15 protein-coding genes are annotated in these 20248 nt (G+C 32.5%); 5 read left to right on the forward strand and 10 right to left on the reverse strand.

Annotated elements, in window-relative coordinates; translation table 11 throughout:
• Positions 1–170: 170 nt before the first annotated feature.
• Both AAGD19_RS04560 and AAGD19_RS04565 read right to left on the reverse strand, forming a co-directional pair.
• Complete coding sequence (locus AAGD19_RS04560) at positions 171–2921, reverse strand: ankyrin repeat domain-containing protein (protein ID WP_341747323.1); 2751 nt, start codon at positions 2919–2921, stop codon at positions 171–173.
• Positions 2922–3340: 419 nt separating this feature from the next.
• Positions 3341–5737 (reverse strand): AsmA family protein, encoded by a 2397-nt coding sequence (locus AAGD19_RS04565; RefSeq protein ID WP_341747324.1) that lies wholly within the window; start codon positions 5735–5737, stop codon positions 3341–3343.
• A 231-nt stretch (positions 5738–5968) separates the two neighbouring features.
• On the opposite strand from AAGD19_RS04565, the gene AAGD19_RS04570 reads away from it, so the two are divergent.
• Entirely contained in the window at positions 5969–6952 is a 984-nt protein-coding gene (locus tag AAGD19_RS04570; RefSeq protein WP_341747325.1) for an ABC transporter transmembrane domain-containing protein, read from the forward strand.
• Complete coding sequence (locus AAGD19_RS04575; protein WP_341747326.1) at positions 6942–7664, forward strand: ABC transporter ATP-binding protein; 723 nt, start codon at positions 6942–6944, stop codon at positions 7662–7664. The genes AAGD19_RS04570 and AAGD19_RS04575 overlap by 11 nt, the downstream gene beginning before the upstream one ends.
• 29 nt (positions 7665–7693) lie before the next feature.
• Here AAGD19_RS04575 and AAGD19_RS04580 read toward each other — a convergent pair whose 3' ends face one another.
• Positions 7694–8374 (reverse strand): hypothetical protein, encoded by a 681-nt coding sequence (locus AAGD19_RS04580; RefSeq protein ID WP_341747327.1) that lies wholly within the window; start codon positions 8372–8374, stop codon positions 7694–7696.
• 307 nt (positions 8375–8681) lie between these two features.
• On the reverse strand, positions 8682–9602 hold the full coding sequence (locus tag AAGD19_RS04585) for a LysM peptidoglycan-binding domain-containing M23 family metallopeptidase (protein WP_341747328.1): 921 nt from the start codon (positions 9600–9602) through the stop codon (positions 8682–8684).
• A gap of 91 nt (positions 9603–9693) precedes the next feature.
• Between AAGD19_RS04585 and rpiB the strand changes: the two genes are divergently transcribed.
• Positions 9694–10128, forward strand: a complete 435-nt coding sequence (gene rpiB, locus AAGD19_RS04590) for a ribose 5-phosphate isomerase B (protein ID WP_341747329.1) — start codon at positions 9694–9696, stop codon at positions 10126–10128.
• A 255-nt stretch (positions 10129–10383) separates the two neighbouring features.
• On the opposite strand, the gene AAGD19_RS04595 is transcribed toward rpiB, so the two are convergent.
• From AAGD19_RS04595 to AAGD19_RS04610, 4 genes are all read right to left on the reverse strand, one after another.
• Entirely contained in the window at positions 10384–10599 is a 216-nt protein-coding gene (locus AAGD19_RS04595) for an ankyrin repeat domain-containing protein (protein ID WP_341747330.1), read from the reverse strand.
• 61 nt (positions 10600–10660) lie between these two features.
• Complete coding sequence (locus tag AAGD19_RS04600) at positions 10661–11809, reverse strand: hypothetical protein (RefSeq protein ID WP_341747331.1); 1149 nt, start codon at positions 11807–11809, stop codon at positions 10661–10663.
• Positions 11810–12225: 416 nt separating this feature from the next.
• Entirely contained in the window at positions 12226–12756 is a 531-nt protein-coding gene (locus AAGD19_RS04605; RefSeq protein ID WP_341747332.1) for a DUF2497 domain-containing protein, read from the reverse strand.
• Complete coding sequence (locus AAGD19_RS04610) at positions 12756–14105, reverse strand: TolC family protein (RefSeq protein WP_341747333.1); 1350 nt, start codon at positions 14103–14105, stop codon at positions 12756–12758. The genes AAGD19_RS04605 and AAGD19_RS04610 overlap by 1 nt, the downstream gene beginning before the upstream one ends.
• A 307-nt stretch (positions 14106–14412) precedes the next feature.
• On the opposite strand from AAGD19_RS04610, the gene AAGD19_RS04615 reads away from it, so the two are divergent.
• Together AAGD19_RS04615 and gyrB are read left to right on the forward strand one after the other, a co-directional pair.
• The gene (locus tag AAGD19_RS04615; RefSeq protein WP_341747334.1) at positions 14413–15666 is read left to right on the forward strand and encodes a hypothetical protein; all 1254 of its coding nucleotides are present in this window, start codon (positions 14413–14415) and stop codon (positions 15664–15666) included.
• Between the two features lie 170 nt (positions 15667–15836).
• On the forward strand, positions 15837–18272 hold the full coding sequence (gyrB, locus tag AAGD19_RS04620) for a DNA topoisomerase (ATP-hydrolyzing) subunit B (RefSeq protein ID WP_341747335.1): 2436 nt from the start codon (positions 15837–15839) through the stop codon (positions 18270–18272).
• A 675-nt stretch (positions 18273–18947) separates the two neighbouring features.
• Here the strand turns inward: gyrB and AAGD19_RS04630 are convergent.
• Complete coding sequence (locus AAGD19_RS04630; protein ID WP_341747336.1) at positions 18948–19460, reverse strand: DUF2608 domain-containing protein; 513 nt, start codon at positions 19458–19460, stop codon at positions 18948–18950.
• 140 nt (positions 19461–19600) lie between these two features.
• On the reverse strand, positions 19601–19987 hold the full coding sequence (locus tag AAGD19_RS04635) for a hypothetical protein (protein ID WP_341747337.1): 387 nt from the start codon (positions 19985–19987) through the stop codon (positions 19601–19603).
• Positions 19988–20248 lie beyond the last annotated feature (261 nt).

A 20248-nucleotide genomic window follows, 5' to 3' on the forward strand; every position in this document is an offset into this window, starting at 1 on the left:
GACAGTAATCTGTCCTATTAACTGGTATTGCTTGCAATTTTATCCTCTTGGCATTTGTAAATTATACTCAACATAATGTACCATTTTTTTTCTCATAGCGTAAGTTTTGAAGGAAATAGGAACCATTTTTTATAAAATAACTCAAAAAAACTAATCTATCTTGCCGTAACTTAAATGCTAGTATCATTATCATCATTAACGCCTAATGGTTCTATCCCCTCTCTTTGTAAGTTCATTGCTAAAATCAAGTCTAAATCTAACTCTTGTGTACTAGTACTACACTCAGGCTCTCTAGGAAGAGAAGCTAAATAAGATGTTTCATCATCTACGCAAATAATTTTTAAATATTTGCTTGCTATTGCCGCCTTCCTTACATCATTATGATCACCGTGATTGTTAAAAACAATTAAGTATTTGTTTTCAGGATTTTTACATATCTCATCTGTATATATTCGCTTATTGTCGCTAGGAATTTTAACTTCCATCAATTTGTTAGGTATAATTTTTATCCCTTTACTCTTATGCTCTTTATTAATTAACCCTTGTGATATGGCAATCTCAAATTTCTTGAGTAGTTGATGATCCAATTTACCCGCTAGCTTTCGATCGATCGCCGCATAGAAGTCTGGTTTGCCTTCTATAGGATAAACATCCTGTTGATTAGAAGCATAAGTATCTTTACCAATACACCAAATATATGGTTGTTCTTTAATAGTAGTGTCTACTGATCTTGTAAGTAAATCTTGTTTTCTTTTCTGAAAGAAATCATGAACTATCCTTGGATCAAGCTTAGCAATAAAATCGTCTAACTCTTCAAACCCTTCTATAAAACCGATTGAAACAATATTACTTTCTTTTGTAGTCTCTGTGATAGCAGGCTGGACGGGTGTTTCTTCTTGCTTCGCTTGCTGTCTTTCTATTTCTTCTTGCTTCGCTTGAAGCACTTTTAATAATAAAATAAATTTCTCTTTTGTTAACAAATCTAAACTAGTTGCATCCCCTAAATAAGAAAGTGCTTTGTCAAATTCTCCTTTTTCTACATTTATGTAAAAAGCAAACTCATTAGCATAAGATAGTAATAGAGCTGACTTGTCACCTAAATTAGCATTAGTTTTTAGGGAATTTAAGCAGGCTTCAGATTTTTCTTCCAAGTTATTTTGCTTATAAAATACAAATTCTAGATATTTAAGAGGAAGGAAACCATGATGTTGTAAAATTTCGTTATGTTTTTGGTACTTCTCTTCAATAAATTTTAACCCTTTATCCCAAAACCCAGCTTTCTTACAAATTTCCAATATTTTAAATAGCTGAGTTGGTACATTATGTTCCTCCATACAAATATTGATTTCATCGCAACACTCAATGGCCTTATTAAATTCCTTCTTTTGTAAAAAGAATTTTATCCATATTTCTTTATAAATCTCTAGATAAGATCCAAGACCTTTAAGTGTATTCTCCTGGAAGAACGTACTTAATAATTGCGAAAGGACAGAATCTGGTTTAGATGCAAATTCAAGCATTATACTAGATAAATCTTTAAGTGTTGGATTTGTTACCTTCTGTGCATGATTTGTTAATGATGCTACACTGAGAGCATCTGGAGTAAATTTAACAATATTAAGCATTATTTCATATAAATCTCTAAGATCACCATCTTTAATTTTCTCTATTTGCTTTGAAGCATTAGCAATATCAACAAGAGTAAGATAATGTTTAAATTGCTCTATTATTGCGTCCTGATCACCTGGCTTTGTTTCTTCTGCTTGGGCAAAATAGTCTGAAGACTTTGTTGTATCAAGATATTTCCACGCTAACCCTAGATTAAATAAGATACTATATTGACTTTCTAGATTGGGGTTAGATTGTTCTGTGACACCCAACTGAGCATATGCAAGATTAGCATATTTAATAGCATTATGGTAATCTGCTACTTCTAAGGACTCTGTACAAATTAAATTATATAAATCTGCTAGCAGAGCATTGCATTTCAAACTTTCAGCTTTCTCTATTATATATTTTTGTAATTTATCACTATCTTTAAACTTGTAGTACTCATATATTGCAATTAGTATCGATAAACTTTGCTGGGCGATAGCAGTTTTTTCTTCTTTTAAAGGACTTGGTAATTTACCAAGGGATTTTTTTATATAACTAATAGCCTCGTTAAAATATCCTACTTGCTTATCATGCTCATGCGAAAAAATAGCCTGATAAAAACAGGCCATTCCTTTATAAAACTCTGAATCTTCAGTTACATTAGATGACTTTACTACTCCCATCTTAGCTGTTACTTGTCCTGCTTTCACTAATCTATCGAGCTTGTCATAATCAAGCCCTACGTTATTTTTTAAATGTGTCTGTGCTCCATGAAATTTTAATTTATCTACTATATTCTTATCTTGCTGTATAGTTGCTAGGTGAAGTGCCGTATTGCCTTGCTTATCTTGAATGTGTAACTTTACATTCTTAACAATGAGACTAGTAACGATATTTAAATTCTTAGCTATTACTGCAAGATGTAATGGAGTGTGTCCTTTAATATCCTGATGATTAGGATCAAATCCTATGCTGAGTAAAAAACCTACAATGTTTTCGGCTCCATAGATGACAGCTTCGGCAAGTAAAGTTGCCTTTATTGTTGAATCTTCTTGTTGTTTTAACTGATCTAGGAGAGATGAAGCATAACGGAATATTCTTTGTACTATACTATTATTTTTATCATCTCTAACTAAGGGTACTAATTCATGAAATAAATCCTCGGAAGTAATGCTAAGGCACTTTGATAAATCAGTTTTCTCAAATAATACATCGAGTGCTTTACCATTATGAGACCTAATAGAATATATAAAAGCCTTATTTAAAAATTCTGATTCTGATTTGTATTTGCTTAGATCAGTATCTTTTATTTTAATTTTTGCCATAAACCCTCTATTTTTGAGTTATATTATTAATCACATGGATAATATAGCATAAAATTTAGTGCCACTAATAACAAAAGATTTTTTTTTAGAAAATTATTTGAGTATACTAACCCATAGCTACATTTTTTGTGTAATCGTCATTGCGAGATACCTTTAGTGTCGTGGCGATCTGGTGAAGTGAGGCGTAATACTGCATAAAGATTGCCACGTCGCTGCTGTCGCAGCTCCTCGCAATGACGTTTGGGTAAAAGCCTTTCCGTCATTGCGAGAAGCCACCTTAGTGGCGACGAAGCAATCCAAAAGTTGCAACAGCACGCTGTTTATTTGGATTGCCACGCCACTTCGTGGCTCGCGATGATGGCATGGACTCCGTCCAAACCCATCAATGGACTTCGTCCATATATGACGGTTCAGGATGACTATTTAAATAACCCTTTCAACCCTTTCTCAATGGTAGATTTTACTTTGTTGACAGGAACATTATTAGAAGGTTCTACATGTTGATCGTTTTGTGTTCCTTCTCCTTCAGATTGTTTATTTTTTCTTCCTCCAATAATATTTTTTAATATATCTTCAGGCTTTGTACCTTTCTTAACGCCATCAACCACACTATTTACTAAATTTTTCGTAAGATATTCCTTTAATGCGTTAGTATCAAGTGTATGTTGTGGATTATTCAGATTGCCATACAGGCGAACTTTCAATGGTGGTATCGAATTTATATTTACATTAACAACACTATCTATATCAAGTGTATATTTAGGCAGGTTAACATTTCCAGTAACTGTTATCTCTGACGAGGCAGCATCTAACTTACCGTTTGTTATGTTAATTATACCTTCTGTTATTTCACTATCTACTACTAGTTTTTGGAACTTTGTTTCACCACTTGCCAAAGAAGCATCTAGCATTTTTAAAATAGTTGCCAGATTTTTAATATTTCTAAGGCTATCTAATAGTTTTTGCAGATCAAATCCACTAACTATACCGTCAGATGCTGTTAATGTTGCTTTACCGAATAAGTTACCTACATATTGAGATTGGCTTTGACCTTTTGTTTTGATATCTGTTATTAGATTAACCGTCCCTTGCGTAACTTTAATTTTATTGCCCTGTGAGACTATATTTTTTAACTTAGCATCTTTAAGACTAGCTTTAAAACTAACAGGTTGATTAACTTGTGAAGAAATTTGTCCAGTAGCGGTTAAACTTCCCCCAAATAAATTACCATTTAAAGATTTAATATCCAGCACACCACCTGCAAGTAACATAGTAGTTTTGACATTATCAAAGATCAGGCTTCCTTTAATGATCTTTTGTATAGTTAAAGTTAAGTCTCCATCAAGCTTATTTAAAAATGATAAATCTATAATGTCTTTAGACCAAGGCACAGAATTATTTACACTTTGCCCAGAACTAGTAGATAAGCTATTAGATGGCACATCAGTGAAATCATCTAAATTTAGGGAAGCTATCATTATATCTGATAAAATTTTTGGTTTAGCAGACGCTAAATTGATAGTTACTGCTCCACTGAAGTTTATAGGCTTCTTGTTAAACTCAAGAGTAAATTTATTTATATTAGTTTTAAAAAATTCTTGTTGTTTAATAGTCTCACCCTTTAGCCACATATCTCCAAGACTAGTCGGTAGAGTCTTACCAAATAAACTAGCAATGGTGGGTATCTCACTAATTTTTACATTATAAGAAACCACTAGCTCTTTATCCCAATCCTTAACCCCAACATTGCCTGTTAAATTAGCTTTATCTGCAGCAAAATTAATGTCATTTAGAGATAAATTTTGATCTAAATAGGCAAAGCTTGTTGCTAGAGAAAATGTCTTATCTAATAATTTAACTCTTAAATCTACCTTATTATCTGCAAAATGGAAGTTAGCGTTACCCTTAGCTAATATCTTACCTGCAGTAAAATCAATGTCACTAATTTTTAATGATTTCTTATCACTATTAATATTAAAAGTTAGTTTATGATCTAAATCGTGTAGGATAGGTATATCAGGAAAAATACTTTGCAGATTTTTAGCAGCTCCTTCCAGTTTGAGCTGTCCAGCAAAAGTCATATTGTCGTAAGCAAAGTTACCTGAGAAATTAACCTTTTCTTGTAGGGCATTTAAATCTACGGTTAAAGCTATGACACCTTGCTTGTCTTGTATATTACCTTTGACATCATAATTCTTACCGGAAGAATAAAACTGACAAGCTAAATCAGATGGACCGTGAAGCTCTTTGATTTCTAACCTATCAATATATATTGTTGTTGGGATAGCATTATTACCCTTAGTCTTATCAGCAAAATCAACATAATTTAACTTAGCATCAACAATTTTAATTAAGTTGATATATAAAGAAAACGGTGCCTTGCTATCATTCATTTCACCCGTTGAAGTTTTACTAACATTGCCTGGTATTTTGGAAAATTCCCAAGAAGCCACACCATTACGCATCCGTTCTAAATTAACTACTGGTTTGTTAATTTCAATCGTTGAAATGTCTATCTTTCCTTTAAGTAAGGATAATATAGAAAGAGAAGCAGATACTTCCTTAACTTCCAATAAAGAAGGGTAATGGGCATTAGGTAGAGAAGTAAGAGTTACATCCTTAATGGTAATAGTCGGAGTGGGCAACAAAGAGATGGTGATATCTCCATTAATTTGCAGCTCTCTACCAGTTATTTCTTTGACTTTATCAGAAGCTAGTCTTTTATATGACTCTAAGGAAATAAATAGAGGCGTTATTAGCAGTATAACAATTATTAAAATGAGTAACGCTACTGAATATTTTAGAAATTTTTGCACTACAATTCTCTTTTAATTTATGTAAAGAATTCATTATAGCAGGTTATAACCTTACCACTAATAAAAAAATACTGAAGATAGTACTTAGTGGAGATATTGTAACCTGCTATAATAAAGTGCATTTTTGCATAATCTAGAAGAAATATTTTTATGGACTCAAACTACCAACTAAAATCGTATTTATACTGCTTGGCTTACAAATACCGCATATACCTAGCTAGCCTTACGCTTATGTCCATTGGTGCTTCACTATTTACTTTATTCGTTAACTATCAAATTAAAGAAATTACTGATACTATTGCCAAAGATCCAAAAATAGATGTTACTCTACTTCTTATCTTGTTCGTATTATATAAAATGATGAATCACGGTACGTTTTTTATCGTTAGGCTCTTTGATATTAAATACAAGCCAGCGATGCTTGCAGAAATCGTCGAAAGCACCTATGGCAAAACTATCAGACACTCTTTACATTGGTTTGATTCTCATTTATCAGGAGAAATTGCCAGTAAAATCACTGATTTTCAAGATGGTATTATAACCATAATTACTGTTCTCAATCGTTCTTTGGTACATCTTACAACTATGGTAAGTGGCATAATATTTTTGTTCATGATGAATTATAAAATAGCAGGGGTTGTAATTGCTTTTCTTGTTGTGTATGTACCAATAATGTCAGTTTTATTAAAAAAACAAGGGCAGCTGCAAGAAGAATATGTTAAGGCACGACAAGAAGCAGTAGGCATTATCAACGACTCTATTGCCAACATTTTTGGTATTAAAATTATTGGCAATGTTTGGACAGAGCTGAAATTAAAACTCCTACCTGCCATTGATAAGTGGAAAGGTTGGGATCGAAAAACTCGGGTATATGATGCTTATTATGTAGATTTAACCGATAGCATATTAATTACTCTATTGGCAGCAGCCCAAATATTTGTGACAGCATATTTATACAAAACTGGACAAATCACTGCTGGTGATTTTGCCGTTAGTATAATAATTACTTCTAACATTGAATGGGCGATTGATCAGTTATTAGACAATATAATATTTTCCATCAATCCTAAAATCGCTGCCATCAAATCTTCATATAACTTTATTAATACTATCTCAGATGTTACCGATGCAGAAAATGCTAAGCTGCTTCCTCCTATCAAAGGTGACATTAAATATCAAGATGTCACCTTCAACTATGGTAGTGGTGGGAGATAATATATTTGACAATCTTACATTGCATATCAAAGCTGGAGAAAGAATAGGGATAGTTGGTACATCAGGGGCTGGAAAAACTACCTTGATCAAATGCTTACTCCGATATTTCAATTTGCAAAGCGGAGCTATTTTAGTTGATGGATATGATATTTCACAGGTAACGGAAGAGTCGCTAAGAAGCAATATTTCAGTAATCCCGCAAGATATTACGATGTTTCATCGTTCTATTCTAGAAAATTTGCAGCTAGCTAAATATGATGCTACTTTACCAGAGATTGAAGAAGCATGTAAAAAAGCTAGAATACATGATGATATTCTACGAATGCCCAATGGTTACCATTCAATAGTTGGTGAACGAGGAGTAAAAGTAAGTGGCGGACAACGGCAAAGGATTGCAATTGCTAGAGCTATTTTAAAAAATGCACCAATCCTTATTTTAGATGAAGCAACATCGGCACTTGATTCACCAACCGAGGCTCTAATTCAAAAATCTATTGATGAAGTTTTGGAGACCAGTAATGCTACAACTATAGTCGTTGCTCACCGTTTATCAACATTGCTGCATATGGATCGTATTTTAGTATTCAAGCGTGGCAAAATTGTGGAAGACGGTACTCATGCTATGTTAATCGCTAAAGGAGGAATCTACAAAACCCTGTGGGATGCACAAATTGGAGGATTTCTGCCAGATGATAAAAATAAGAAAGCATGAAAATATAGAGTAACAAATATATACTCAAATCATTTGGATATATTGTAAAACTTTTGTGTTTCAAGGGAACAAATACTATTTGGAATAATTTTATGCCAAATAGTATCTGCAGGTTTTGTGGTAGAAATACAAAATATACCTGAAATAAATGCACGATAACCGTAGGCATTATCAGGTAATATTGATATACTTTTTGGCATTAGAACCATCGTTTTTTTAAATCCTAATGCATTGTTTGTATTTGGAATTAATAAATTTGATTTTACAGGAATTTCTTTCAATAACACCCCAGAAGGAAAAGGAGTTCTTAGTAGTAATGTACCAACATGTGGTATTTGTCCTTTTATTTTTAAATCATAATTTTCATCAGAATCATTAACTAATTGTGTAATAAGATGTGTATAAGGAAAATCTTTTTCTTTACACTCTTTAAAGTCTTCAACATATATTGTACCAATAATATTTTTCTCTTCTTTCCCATGAGTAGCAATTACATTTGCAACCAACATATAGAGTCGTTCTACTAGTTTTTCTTCATCTGCTTCTCCTAACTGTATTAATTTTTTCCTAGCAATCTCCCTAGACCACATCAAGTCAGGAATGTCATCTATAGAGTCAGGAAAGCCTGTACTTTGCATGTCATACTTATATACAAAGAACCAAAAAGCCTCTGCAGCAAGTTGTTCTATCAACATAGTGTTAATAATCATATTATTTCTCTATATTTGTTTATCAGAACCTTTTTACTTATGTTATAGACTTAACATAGATAGTGCAAGAAGAAATCATATCAATAGTAGAAAAAACAAATACAGCTACGTTTTTGACTCATAGTTAATAAATCAACTTAATTTGTCCTATAGTTCCTAATAGAATTCGCTCCTTCTAGGAAACAAATCACTCAATCCTGTTTCTTCAATTGTGAACTTGATAGCAGTGCTTCAAGTGTGAGTTCCTAAGAAACTTATTATTAATCAATTCTTAAAAACATAACAATTGTTATTGTATTCCTATTCATTATTTTTTATAGTCTACATATTTCAGCGGATCAACAGCTATCTTTCCCTCGCGAATAGCAAAATGTAGCTGAGGATATTTAGCATCTCCAGTACTCCCTACATGTCCTATTATCTTGCCTTGTGAAATTGTTGCTCCTTTTTGAATAAGTAGGTCTTGCAAATGAGCATAAGCAACATAAAGGTCGCTATTATCTAACTTTATTATTAATAAATTACCAAACTTTGTATCATTACCTGCAAACACTACTTGACCTGTTGCAATAGATTCTACAGCAGTTCCTTCGTCTGCAGCAATATTAATTCCTTTGCTTTTTCCTTTAGATGTTTGTTCACCAAATTTGATAATAATTTTACCTTCAATTGGTTTGATAAATTTTGGTGTATTAGTTTGAACAGCATTTTTCGTTTTTCTTACAAGACTTTCTTGATTTTTTTTATTTAATAACTCAGTACTAATTTTTATTGTGATAATTTGGGATTCATTAAGATGATATGGTGCAGATATGTTATTTAGCTCAGCTAATTCTTCAACCTTCTGACCATAATCATTTGCTATTGATACTAATGTTTCTCCTTGTTGCACCTCGTGGTAGATTAGCTTACTATCATTTGGTTTCACTTTTGGAACTATTATTACATCGTCTCGATTTTCAGTTTCTATGGCATTACGATCTTTTAAGAAACCAGTTGGAGCGTCAAAATCTTTTTCTTTCTCATCAATTTCTCTACTTATTATTTCATCTTCATCGCTTTCTAATATGTTCTTATTCTCGGAATATGCTGTAGTTGGTGAATTGATGGTTGTAGACTTTTTGGTAAAATCCTTTCCATGATTATACTCAATAGGGGCTGGAGGTTGTGTGCTACATCCAGAAATCAAAAAGACTATAAAATAGACAAAAACTATATTACTCTTCATAACTTACCAAAAAATTTGCAATTTTATTATGCAATAAACTAACTTTAATATAGAATCAAGTCTAGTATTTTTTTATCAAAATTAAGTAATTATGAAAACTTACGATCTTATAATAGCCAGTGATCACTCTGGATTTCTACTCAAGAGCAAAATTATCAGTTATTTACACGATAAAAATATATCTATTCTTGATTGTGGTACTTACAATCAAGAAATAGTGGATTATCCAGATTATTCTAAAAAAGTTGTTGATGGGATTTTAGAAAATGTAGCTCCTTTGGGAATTTTAATTTGTGGAACTGGCATAGGTATGTCAATTGCCGCAAATCGTACGTCTGAAATAAGGGCAGCTTTATGTTTTGACTTATTTATGGCAGAAAGATCAAGGGCTCATAATGATGCTAATATAATAGTGTTAGGAGCTAAAATACCTAATGAGGAACTAGCTTGTAAAATGATCGATAAATTTTTAACGACTAAATTTGAAGGTGGAAGGCATAGTGCTAGATTAGCAAAAATAAACTAACTCACCTTACGCATGGCATTTAAAAGTTATAGGGAAAATAGCCTAGAGTCATTGCGAGGAGTCACTTTGGTGGCAACGAAGCAATCCAATAAATGTGGATTGCCACGGACCACTACGTGGTCTCGCAATGACGTCTTGTACTTTTCTGCAATTTTTGAATTGCCATAGGGGTTATGCGTAAGGTGAGTAAACTAATTTTCTTTTGAATCCATTATTTACCTGAATTATAACAAGTGATATTAGAGCATTTCCAAACTAATTTGCTGTTGTTTTCATTATCAAACAGCCCACATTATTATTTTGTTCATCAGAGATGTCCAATGCCGTTCTACAATGATAATTAGTAGCCTTAATGTTTATACCACGCATAATTAACAATTTTGCTATATAGTAATTATTAGTTTCTGCAGCTTCATGTAAAAGAGTATAATTATCATTCCCCCTTCTTTGGATGATTGGATAATTATCCAAAAGAACCCTAAGAACAAATAAATTATTTTTTCTAACTGCCTCAAATGCTCTATCCGTTGCATCACTTAACTATAGTAGTATGGAAAGCACTATCATAATTATCAATAAAATTATCTATCATCTTTCTTTGCTGCTTTCTATTGTCACTATCATAAATTTTCTTAAACATTTGAATAAATGAATACATATCCATTTGCTCTAATCTTGCCTCTTCTGTAAGCTCTCCCAATACGACATCATCATTTGGTAAAAGTAACATTTGTGCTTCATCTTGTACAAATTCAGTTATTTTAGGAGATGTTTCTTTGATGGTGCTAGCTTTATCTTTTGTAATTGTAGATTGATTAGGTTGATGCTTATTTACTTCTTGCACTTCTTTGGTTACATTACTATCTTTCTCTAGGACAGTTTTATTAGAGTCATCTAGTTGCTTATCCTTTTTTACAAATACTGGTATAGGAGTTTGAGGATTAGTCATTTTAGATTCAGTATTTTCCTTAGGTGATACTATCGGTACGATAGGAGCAGTTACTTGTGGTTCAGTAGGTTTTTTTTCTTGCGAAGAAGGCAATATATCTAGATTAGGAGCAACCACTTCTTTATTATCTGCATTACTTGGCTGCTGTAATATTACTGGATATTTCTCTTTATCAGGTATAGTTACAGAAGGTACAGTAGCTTGTGGCTCAGACTTATTACTACTTGGAATATCTATTTGAGATTTAGACTGGGCAGATGAATCAAGTGGCTTAATAGGTACAGCATCTTTAACCTCAGTTGCTGGAAGAGTAGGAGAATCTTTGTTGGTATTACTGTCATTCTTACTAGGTGTATCTAGATCAATTTTTTGGTACGGATGTTTATCTAATTGATCCAATTCTTTTGTATTTTCTAAGGTTGGTAATTTATTATTCCCTAAATCAATGAAGGAATCTGTCTCACCTTCTTCATTATTAGTATCTTGCGGTGTGGATGCTGGTTTGCTTGATCCTGATACTTCATTATCAATTTTCTTAGAATGCATAAATTGCTGTATTTTTCCCAGCAAAGAATCTGCCTCTTCTTTCTGTTTATTCACTTTATCACTTTCTAATTGTGGCAGTGCTGGAGGAAGAGGTGGTGGAGCAGCATCAGCCTTATCCATAAACAAAAAGATAGTTATTAGGACTATAAAAAATTTGTTACCTAAGATAATCTTCTTACTTTCCATGTTAAAGTACATTTATAATTATTCTCACGTTAAATTTATTATATACTCGATGAAAATCAAGAATTGCGTTGTCGTCTTCAGGGATCATAGGTCACAACTGTCGAAAGTTAGTAAATACAGCTTCCCTATACGTCTATTAGCGAAGAGGCTGTAAGGCCGACGAAGCAATCCAATAACATCATTATAGATTGTTTCCTAGATTGCTTCGCTTACGTTCGCAATGACGCTGTGGTATAGGTGTTTGTAAACTTTCGACAGTTGTGGATCATAGGTGACCACGTACTATATATACGCCTAGCACCTCGATCTTTCGACTCCTGCTACTATCATGATTTTGATCTATCGTCTATCAACTCTTCATTTACGAGCAGTATATTGTTAAAATAAGACTAACACAAATGATATCCTCTACTAAGTCATTTTTTATCATTTGGTATTAATTTTTGAATTTCTTTTTCTACCAATTGTTTTACTAATAAAGGCAAGTTTGTATTTAACCATTGACTCAATTGTGGTCGTAACATTTCAATAATTATATCCTCTAATGTTTTGACCGTAGGGTTCGAAGCATTTGCACTAATCTCCTGAGCTGTTTTAGAGAAATGCTGAAAAATCTTAGTAGTTTCTGCTGCAGATTTATCGGATACCAAGGATGTCTGCAATAGTTCCTCTTCTAGTTCACTATGCCTATTATTTTCTAACTTATTTGCCTCATCCTCTACTATATTTGTCAATTCTAGTATTTCATCATCGTTAGATTGGCTATTACTATAGTTAATTGAGGAGAAGTCGGTAGAGTCATCTTTATATGTAGGCGGTGTCGCTCCATCGCTCCTATTACCCAATCCTCCTGCATTGATTGTAGCACGACTATCAATCACTCCTTTAATTGATTTCAATATCTCTTCAACTGACATGTCTTGGTTTTTTCTATGATCTTTACTCATTAAAAACCTATAATAAGTTTCTTTTTAAGTCCTTTAAACTCATCTTCAGGAGTAAAATATTTAACTTTCAAATTTAAGCTTTTTGCTGTCAATTCCCCAATTAAAGATTTCATTTGGTAAGCTGCTAAAATAGAGTCTCTGTGTGCATCAACTTTTGACACCCTAGCACTATGTAATTTTTCTTCAGCAGTTAAAACGTCTAAGATTGTTTTAGAACCAACAATTTCTTCCTGTATTGTGCCATTATAAGCTATTTGAGCGGCTTCTACACCTTGTGATGTGGCAATAATTTTAGACTTTGCTGCTTCAAATCCTTCCCAACTACCAATAGCACTTGCCCTAATTTGCTTTATTGTATCATCAAGTTGAATAGCTGCACTCCTAGTACTATTTTTAGCTTTCCTAATTCTTGAATATTCGCTACCCCCGTGAGAATAAATAGGTATATTAATTGATAATGTAGATGTAGTACTTCTATTGTTGGTATTATATGGACTTTCTGGAGTGTAATAGGTTTTACCAGATTGAACTTTAAAGCTTACCTTGGGTAAAAGTTCAGCTTTTGCTGCCAGTTCACTAGCTTTATGACTTTTAACACTATGTCTTGTACTATCTATGTTAGGATTAACATTTATCGCTCTTTGCATTAAATCCTCTAATGAAGTAGGTAAGTTATCAGGTATAGGAGGCATATCAATATCATTTGCTTCTATACCGAACATTCGAATGAAGCTTGCTTTTGTTGCTTGATAATTAGCATATGCGGTTAACTTCTCAGTTTCAGATTTTGCAAAACCAGCCTTGGCACTAGCTAAATCTATTGATGTTGCCTCACCTAATTTTAGTTTTTCTTCAATGGTTTCTAATTGCTGTTTGTTAGCTTTTACACTAATTTCAGAAATCTCATATTTTTCTTTTGTTTCATAACAATCGAGATAAGTTTTTATTAGGTTAAGAAGAATTTTTTGTTCTTCTGCATAATATTTAGCACGTGATGCCCTAAAAGCTGATTGGGCGGCTTTCAAATTTGCAACACTACTCCCACCACTGAATAGAGGCAGCTCTATTACTAAAGCTCCCTGTTGTGATTTCAGCTCTTTTTTATTAGAAGGAGCATATTGACTATTTGGTTTATTCGTATTAATAGCAGAATCAATATTATAAGACGCACTGGGCATAAAACCTGAAAAAGCTGCAGGGAACTGTTCAATTTCATTTAAAAAAGTCTGCCTATTGATTTGTAACTCACCATTATTATTATACGCACTAGTTAGAGCATCAGACAAGTTAATAGCATAAACTGAATAGTTTAATAAAATGATAACGGTGAAGTATATGAATTTATGCATAATTGGTTTTCTAAAAATATGTTTATGTTAAAAAATTTTGCTAGCTTATGCAAGAAGTTAAAGGTATTCTTGATCTAAAACTTGATTTGTTGTGATAAAGCTAGCACGTATAGCTCAAAATATTTAATCAGATCAAGTAGCCACAATTTGGGATAAGAATTAGTTAATTCTTATCCCAAATTCGCGTAAGTAGCTATAACATATCAAAAACTAACTGTCAGAGCAATATAACAGTTTTAAAGTGTAGTTTTTATTTGTATTATTTGAGTAATAATTTAAAAATTTTAATATAATTCAATTATCTATTATGCCTAATATATACTCTTTCCTTTCAAAAGTCGCTTTACCCACTATCTTATCAAATGCTTCTATTGCTAGTGCTATAGAACAGTTAAAGTTTGATTCTATGAAAACACTCAAAACGTTTCCTAGGAACTTAAGAGCTATTAAAAAAAGAGTTGGCTATATATATAACATATTTCTAGATTCAGAAGATCAACAAAGGGAACGAGAAATAGCTGAATCATTCAGAGAAACAGTAGGTAATTCCTTAGATGAATTAGAAAAGTACATTGATGAACAGCAACAGGTAAAGGAAGAGATATTATTCTTTGAAGATGCTTTCATTGAGCTAATAATAAAAGTTCTTGAAAGTATTTTGGAGTTTCAAAATAAACTAGATAACTTGTATCCTGGAGCGTCAAAAGATATAGTTGATTATTTAGGTAATTTATTAGTTGGTATAATAGCTGTACAAATGCCTGTAGTTGGTTTAATACTCAAGGGAAGTGGCTTATTAGACTCAGTAAAATCTTTTCTCAGTACTGAGAATCTAACGAAGACAGTAGAAAATTGGCAAGAAAAACTAGAAATAGTTAGAGAAAAACGAGCCGAAATAGAAAAAAGTACAAACCTTAAAGAAAAATATTCCAAAGCTACGCAGATTGTTGAAATCGCAGAAATAGCAGGAGTATCACCTGTAGCTGTAGCAGAATTAGGGTTAGATATTGACTCTTTGAAGAAAGTTAATAAATTGGTTGTACAAGATCCAAAAGAAAAAAAATCTTTTAAAAAACTTATTGACTTATCTGAAGAAATCCCTCATACTAAAGATGGTATAATGGGGGGTATTGGTCTTCTGCGTAAAGGTATGACTAAAATCCTTGGAAATATACCTAATCAAGGAAAAGATCTAAAAAAATTAATTGAAACCGAATTATCTCACATAAAAGAAAACCTCATTGCTGCATTAGATCCCAATAAAAGCATTCTTGAGAAGTTAGGATATTGCCAAAAAGCAGCCAAAAATATATTGATTATTGAATCAAAAATACAAGAAACAGTCAAATTAATACCTGACAGGGAAAAAATCACCACATCTTTTGCGAATTTAGTTAAGGATAAGACAAAGAATATTCTACCAGCATATTTTTTGAAAAACCTTACATCGTTAAGAACCCCGTTAGAATCATTGCCTGAACTACTACGAGTAGGAAATGCTATGAAAGTAGTCCTTGAAAATAGTAGTAGTAAAACCCAAGGTGTAGTACGAAAAAGGTAATATTTAGTATATATAGTCAATTGATGAGAATTTGGTGACGTCGTCACTCGTCGCTCCTACTACCCACTTCTCCTGAATGGACTATAATTTTAGTAAACTACTTGAAAACTATACACTTGCATAATTTTGGTGTATAGTTATTCTTTATCTTTCATTTTATGTATTACAATATGTCAACTAATCAACAACAATTAAAATCAATAGCAGAAGTAGAATATGGAGCTGACTCCATCAAAGTTTTAAAAGGTCTTGAGGCAGTTAAGAAAAGACCTGGTATGTATATTGGTGATACTGACGATGGTTCAGGATTACATCATATGATTTACGAAGTCGTTGATAACGCCATAGATGAAGCTTTAGCTGGTCACTGTGACCTAATTAAAGTAATCCTAAATGCTAACGGATCTGTAACAGTACGTGATAATGGACGTGGGATACCTGTTGATATTCACGAAGAAGAAGGTATATCAGCAGCTGAAGTTATTATGACCCAATTACATGCTGGTGGTAAGTTTGATCAAAATTCTTATAAAATATCTGGTGGATTGCATGGTGTTGGTGTATCTGTGGTAAATGCTCTGTCAGAATGGTTAGAACTTAGAATTTGGCGGGATAATAAGGAATATTTTATAAAATTTAGAGATGGGGCGGCTGAAACGCCACTTGTACTAAAAGGAGAGTCCGTAGAAAAAAAAGGCACTGAGATTACTTTCCTTCCATCTATTACCACTTTTAGCTCAATTGAATTTAATTTTGCTACTGTAGAGCATAGACTTAGAGAACTAGCCTTTTTGAATTCCGGTGTTAGGATATTACTAAAGGATCATCGTTTTGCTGAACAACAAGAAGTAGAGTTTTGTTTTACTGGTGGTGTAGAAGCTTATGTCAAATATATAGATAAAGCTAAAACTTCATTACATAAATGTATATCACTTAATACCAATAACCAAGTAACAGGGATTACTTTCGAACTAGCTATGAATTGGAATGATTCATATCATGAAAATATTTTATGTTTTACCAATAATATAAGGCAGCGTGATGGTGGTACGCACCTTATTGCCTTTAAAGCCGCTCTTACTAGAGTTGTCACAACTTATATTGAGAATACTCAGCTTAACAAAAAAAATAAAGTAAATTTCACTGGTGATGATACGAGAGAAGGTCTCTCATGTATTTTATCAGTAAAAGTACCAGACCCTAAGTTTTCTTCACAAACTAAAGATAAATTAGTTAGTTCTGAAGTTCGGCCTATCGTAGAAAGTGCCGTATATACTAAGATTTTAGAATGGTTTGAAGAACATCCTAGTGACGCAAAAATAATTATTAATAAAATTATTGAAGCTGCAACTGCTAGAGAAGCAGCAAAAAGAGCAAGGGAATTAACTCGTCGGAAATCGGCTCTTGAAATTTCTAACTTACCTGGGAAACTTGCCGATTGTCAAGAGAAAGACCCTGCTCTTTCAGAGTTATTTATTGTGGAAGGAGACTCTGCCGGTGGTACAGCAAAGCAGGGTAGAGATAGGAAATTTCAAGCAATCTTGCCACTGCGAGGTAAAATCTTAAACGTTGAAAGAGCTAGATTTGATAAAATGTTAAACTCTGAGCAAGTAGGGACTCTAATAACAGCTCTTGGCACTGCTATTGGTAATGAAGACTTTTCTTTGGATAAGTTAAGATATCATAAAATAATTATTATGACTGATGCTGATGTTGATGGTTCGCACATCAGAACCTTATTACTTACTTTCTTTTACCGGCATATGCGTCAATTAATTGATAAAGGATATCTATATATAGCTCAGCCGCCTTTATATAAAGTAAAAAAAGGTAATAACGAGCTTTACTTAAAAAATGAACAAGCTCTGCAAGATTATTTAGTCAAATCTACTATTAGTGATGCAACAATTATGCTGTATAATGGGGCAGAGATCATTGGTAATGATCTTGAGGGGCCAATAAAGGCGGTTATCAGGTTTACTACGTTACTTGACCAAGTAAGCAAAAAATTTAATAGGCAAATTGCAGAATGTCTAGCTATAAAAGGTTTATTAGGTAATCAAATATTTGATGAAAATAAAACGAATGAAATAAATCAGGCTTTAAATATTTTAAATCTTGGTGATATCACACCTGATAAGACAGACTGGCAGTTTATAGTTAACGCAAATAATATAGAATTTTTCCGTTTTGTTCGGGGGGTAAAAGAAAGTAAAATTTTATCAAAAGAACAGCTTGAGTCTTTTGAATTTATTCAGCTAGCTAAAGCATTTACCCCACTTGTAAATTTATTTATTGGACAAGCAAAGCTGTTGATCAAAAACCAGGAATTTATGATTACGTTACCTAGTATGTTGCTGAATTATATATTAGAACATGGTAAAAAAGGTATAGCTATTCAACGTTTTAAAGGTCTTGGAGAGATGAATTCCGATCAGTTAGGAGAGACAACATTAGATCCGCAAAAAAGAACTTTACTGCAAGTTAAAATAAATGAGCAAGATAGTGCCGAGATGATTTTTTCAACATTAATGGGAGATTTTGTTGAACCTAGAAGACAATTCATTCAAGCAAATGCTTTGAATGTAGTTAATTTAGATGTTTAAAACTCATAGGCACTACCGTTAACTAAGTTGTTATAGCAAAAAGTAGAAGTATATTGGGATACCATTCATCCAAATGGCGACTAAAAATAGATATCATCAAGATAGGTTGTGTAATGATGAAAAATTACTTGAACCAAATTAAATTGGGTATACTCTTCTGCTTTAAAGAATTGGCTTTTGCAAATACTTGCGGAGAATTTGCATACGAGCAACGGTTTACTACGCCTAGTCCTCTCACCCCTTGTTTTACGCTCCAATTCTCCAAATCATTTGAGTATATTAAGATTGTATTCATGGTGTTCATGGGCTTTTTCGCTTTTGAAGCAAATGCTCAAATTGTACAAGCATCTTCGGTTAACGAGATTAAAACATATGCTCATACAATAGACCTCTTTCGAAACTCGCTTGTGCTGAGGGATTTGAAGGAGACGCTTCACCTTGAACCGCAGCGTACTCTAATGTACGTGAGGATTCGAGTACCGCATCGACGTACAAATCACCAGCAGAAGTAGAGTTTCGAAAGAAGTCTAATAAAAAAACCATGATAAATATAACATGATCAGTTATATATAGTGGTAGGATGGTAAACTGTATGTCGAATTGAAGCTGAGGTTACTTAGAAATGTTCACAAAGGCTAATTTTATAATTCACATTTAACCTAATTTTTCTTTACATTATTCAACTTTGGCTTTATTCCTCATTTGTAATAAAACTGAGGCTTGTTTATCACTTAACCAAATAGATTGAGTTTTAAGAAAGTTTTGCTGCAAAGTAGAAATATTGTTTGTAAATTTTTGTTCTACAAATTTATCATAGCTATATTCTACTAGCACTATTTTACCAATCTGATTTTCTAGGTGTTTTTCAATAGAATCTAAATTTTGAGGTTTATCGTCTATCACCACTATCTTGCTATAGGCAGTATGTTGTTGATCAAGGTATGCCTTGAGAACTAATCCCTTTTCATATCCTCTTGCAAAAATAACTCCCTCAATGGCTTTTGGCTGGGGTCTTTTTTGTTTATCAATTTTTATTTGACCGTGATATCTTTTATCAAACAATAATCCTTTATCTTTAAGCATATCAACACGATCTTGTTCCTGATCAAAATATGGATTATTTGGTCCCATTGATGTTAAGGCAATAACGTCGTAACCATTGAACTTTAGAAACCAAAAGTGTTTCATTAACCCGAGTTGCCAATTAATTTATAAGAGCAGAGCTAGGTTTTATGAACATTTGAAGTTAATTTGTAACATTAAAACACTTAATAAAAACTATATTTTTTAGAAATATGTTTGTATTAAAAATGTTTTAGTATCGAGCCTCACATGAAACCAGCGTTAAATATAGCTTTTGCCAGTATAATTAATTGGCAACTCGGGTTCATTAAGCTTGGTTCAATTAGCTTATATTCCATCTGAGCAGCAATAAGTGCATATATATTTTTTCTCTGAGCTAGACCTTGTGATTTTTCAATGTCATCAAGAAATTTATGACGTACTTCACGATTATTATGGCTTAAATAGCTGTCCTTAGGACAAAGAATAACTCCATCAATATCAAATACAATTAGCGTATCTTTACCTTTTATTGGGTCATTTTTAATTTGATCAACTAAATTATCAAAAGAATGTAGCTTTATTCTTTCAATACTTGCAAATGCTTCTATTACGATAAATTGCAAAATTAGAATTATTAAAATTTTTCTCATAAAAATTCTCTATTCGTATTTTTAATGATGATTATTATTAATATTCAAACTTAAGTTGAGTTATTTTTGCTTATACTTTATAGTTATGCGTATAATATGTTTTATACGTACCGTTAGGGCATAATTTATTTTTTAACAGTTTCATTATATGAAAAATTTTCTACTATCAATCATATTATTAATCGTTCAAAACTTACGCTATGAGAAAAAAAATGGTACATTATGTTGAGTATAATTTACAAATGCCAAGAGGATAAAATT

This window comes from Candidatus Tisiphia endosymbiont of Dascillus cervinus, assembly GCF_964026405.1.
Lineage (GTDB): Bacteria > Pseudomonadota > Alphaproteobacteria > Rickettsiales > Rickettsiaceae > Tisiphia.

What these genes read in the sequence shown, in the direction of transcription:
- AAGD19_RS04560 (WP_341747323.1), bottom strand. Translation starts at nt 2,921, where the DNA reads ATGGCAAAAATTAAAATAAAAGATACTGATCTAAGCAAATACAAATCA.
- AAGD19_RS04610 (WP_341747333.1), bottom strand. Translation starts at nt 14,105, where the DNA reads ATGCATAAATTCATATACTTCACCGTTATCATTTTATTAAACTATTCA.
- AAGD19_RS04605 (WP_341747332.1), bottom strand. Translation starts at nt 12,756, where the DNA reads ATGAGTAAAGATCATAGAAAAAACCAAGACATGTCAGTTGAAGAGATA.
- AAGD19_RS04600 (WP_341747331.1), bottom strand. Translation starts at nt 11,809, where the DNA reads ATGGAAAGTAAGAAGATTATCTTAGGTAACAAATTTTTTATAGTCCTA.
- AAGD19_RS04570 (WP_341747325.1), top strand. Translation starts at nt 5,969, where the DNA reads ATGTCCATTGGTGCTTCACTATTTACTTTATTCGTTAACTATCAAATT.
- AAGD19_RS04615 (WP_341747334.1), top strand. Translation starts at nt 14,413, where the DNA reads ATGCCTAATATATACTCTTTCCTTTCAAAAGTCGCTTTACCCACTATC.
- rpiB (WP_341747329.1), top strand. Translation starts at nt 9,694, where the DNA reads ATGAAAACTTACGATCTTATAATAGCCAGTGATCACTCTGGATTTCTA.
- gyrB (WP_341747335.1), top strand. Translation starts at nt 15,837, where the DNA reads ATGTCAACTAATCAACAACAATTAAAATCAATAGCAGAAGTAGAATAT.
- AAGD19_RS04635 (WP_341747337.1), bottom strand. Translation starts at nt 19,987, where the DNA reads ATGAGAAAAATTTTAATAATTCTAATTTTGCAATTTATCGTAATAGAA.
- AAGD19_RS04585 (WP_341747328.1), bottom strand. Translation starts at nt 9,602, where the DNA reads ATGAAGAGTAATATAGTTTTTGTCTATTTTATAGTCTTTTTGATTTCT.
- AAGD19_RS04630 (WP_341747336.1), bottom strand. Translation starts at nt 19,460, where the DNA reads ATGAAACACTTTTGGTTTCTAAAGTTCAATGGTTACGACGTTATTGCC.
- AAGD19_RS04580 (WP_341747327.1), bottom strand. Translation starts at nt 8,374, where the DNA reads ATGATTATTAACACTATGTTGATAGAACAACTTGCTGCAGAGGCTTTT.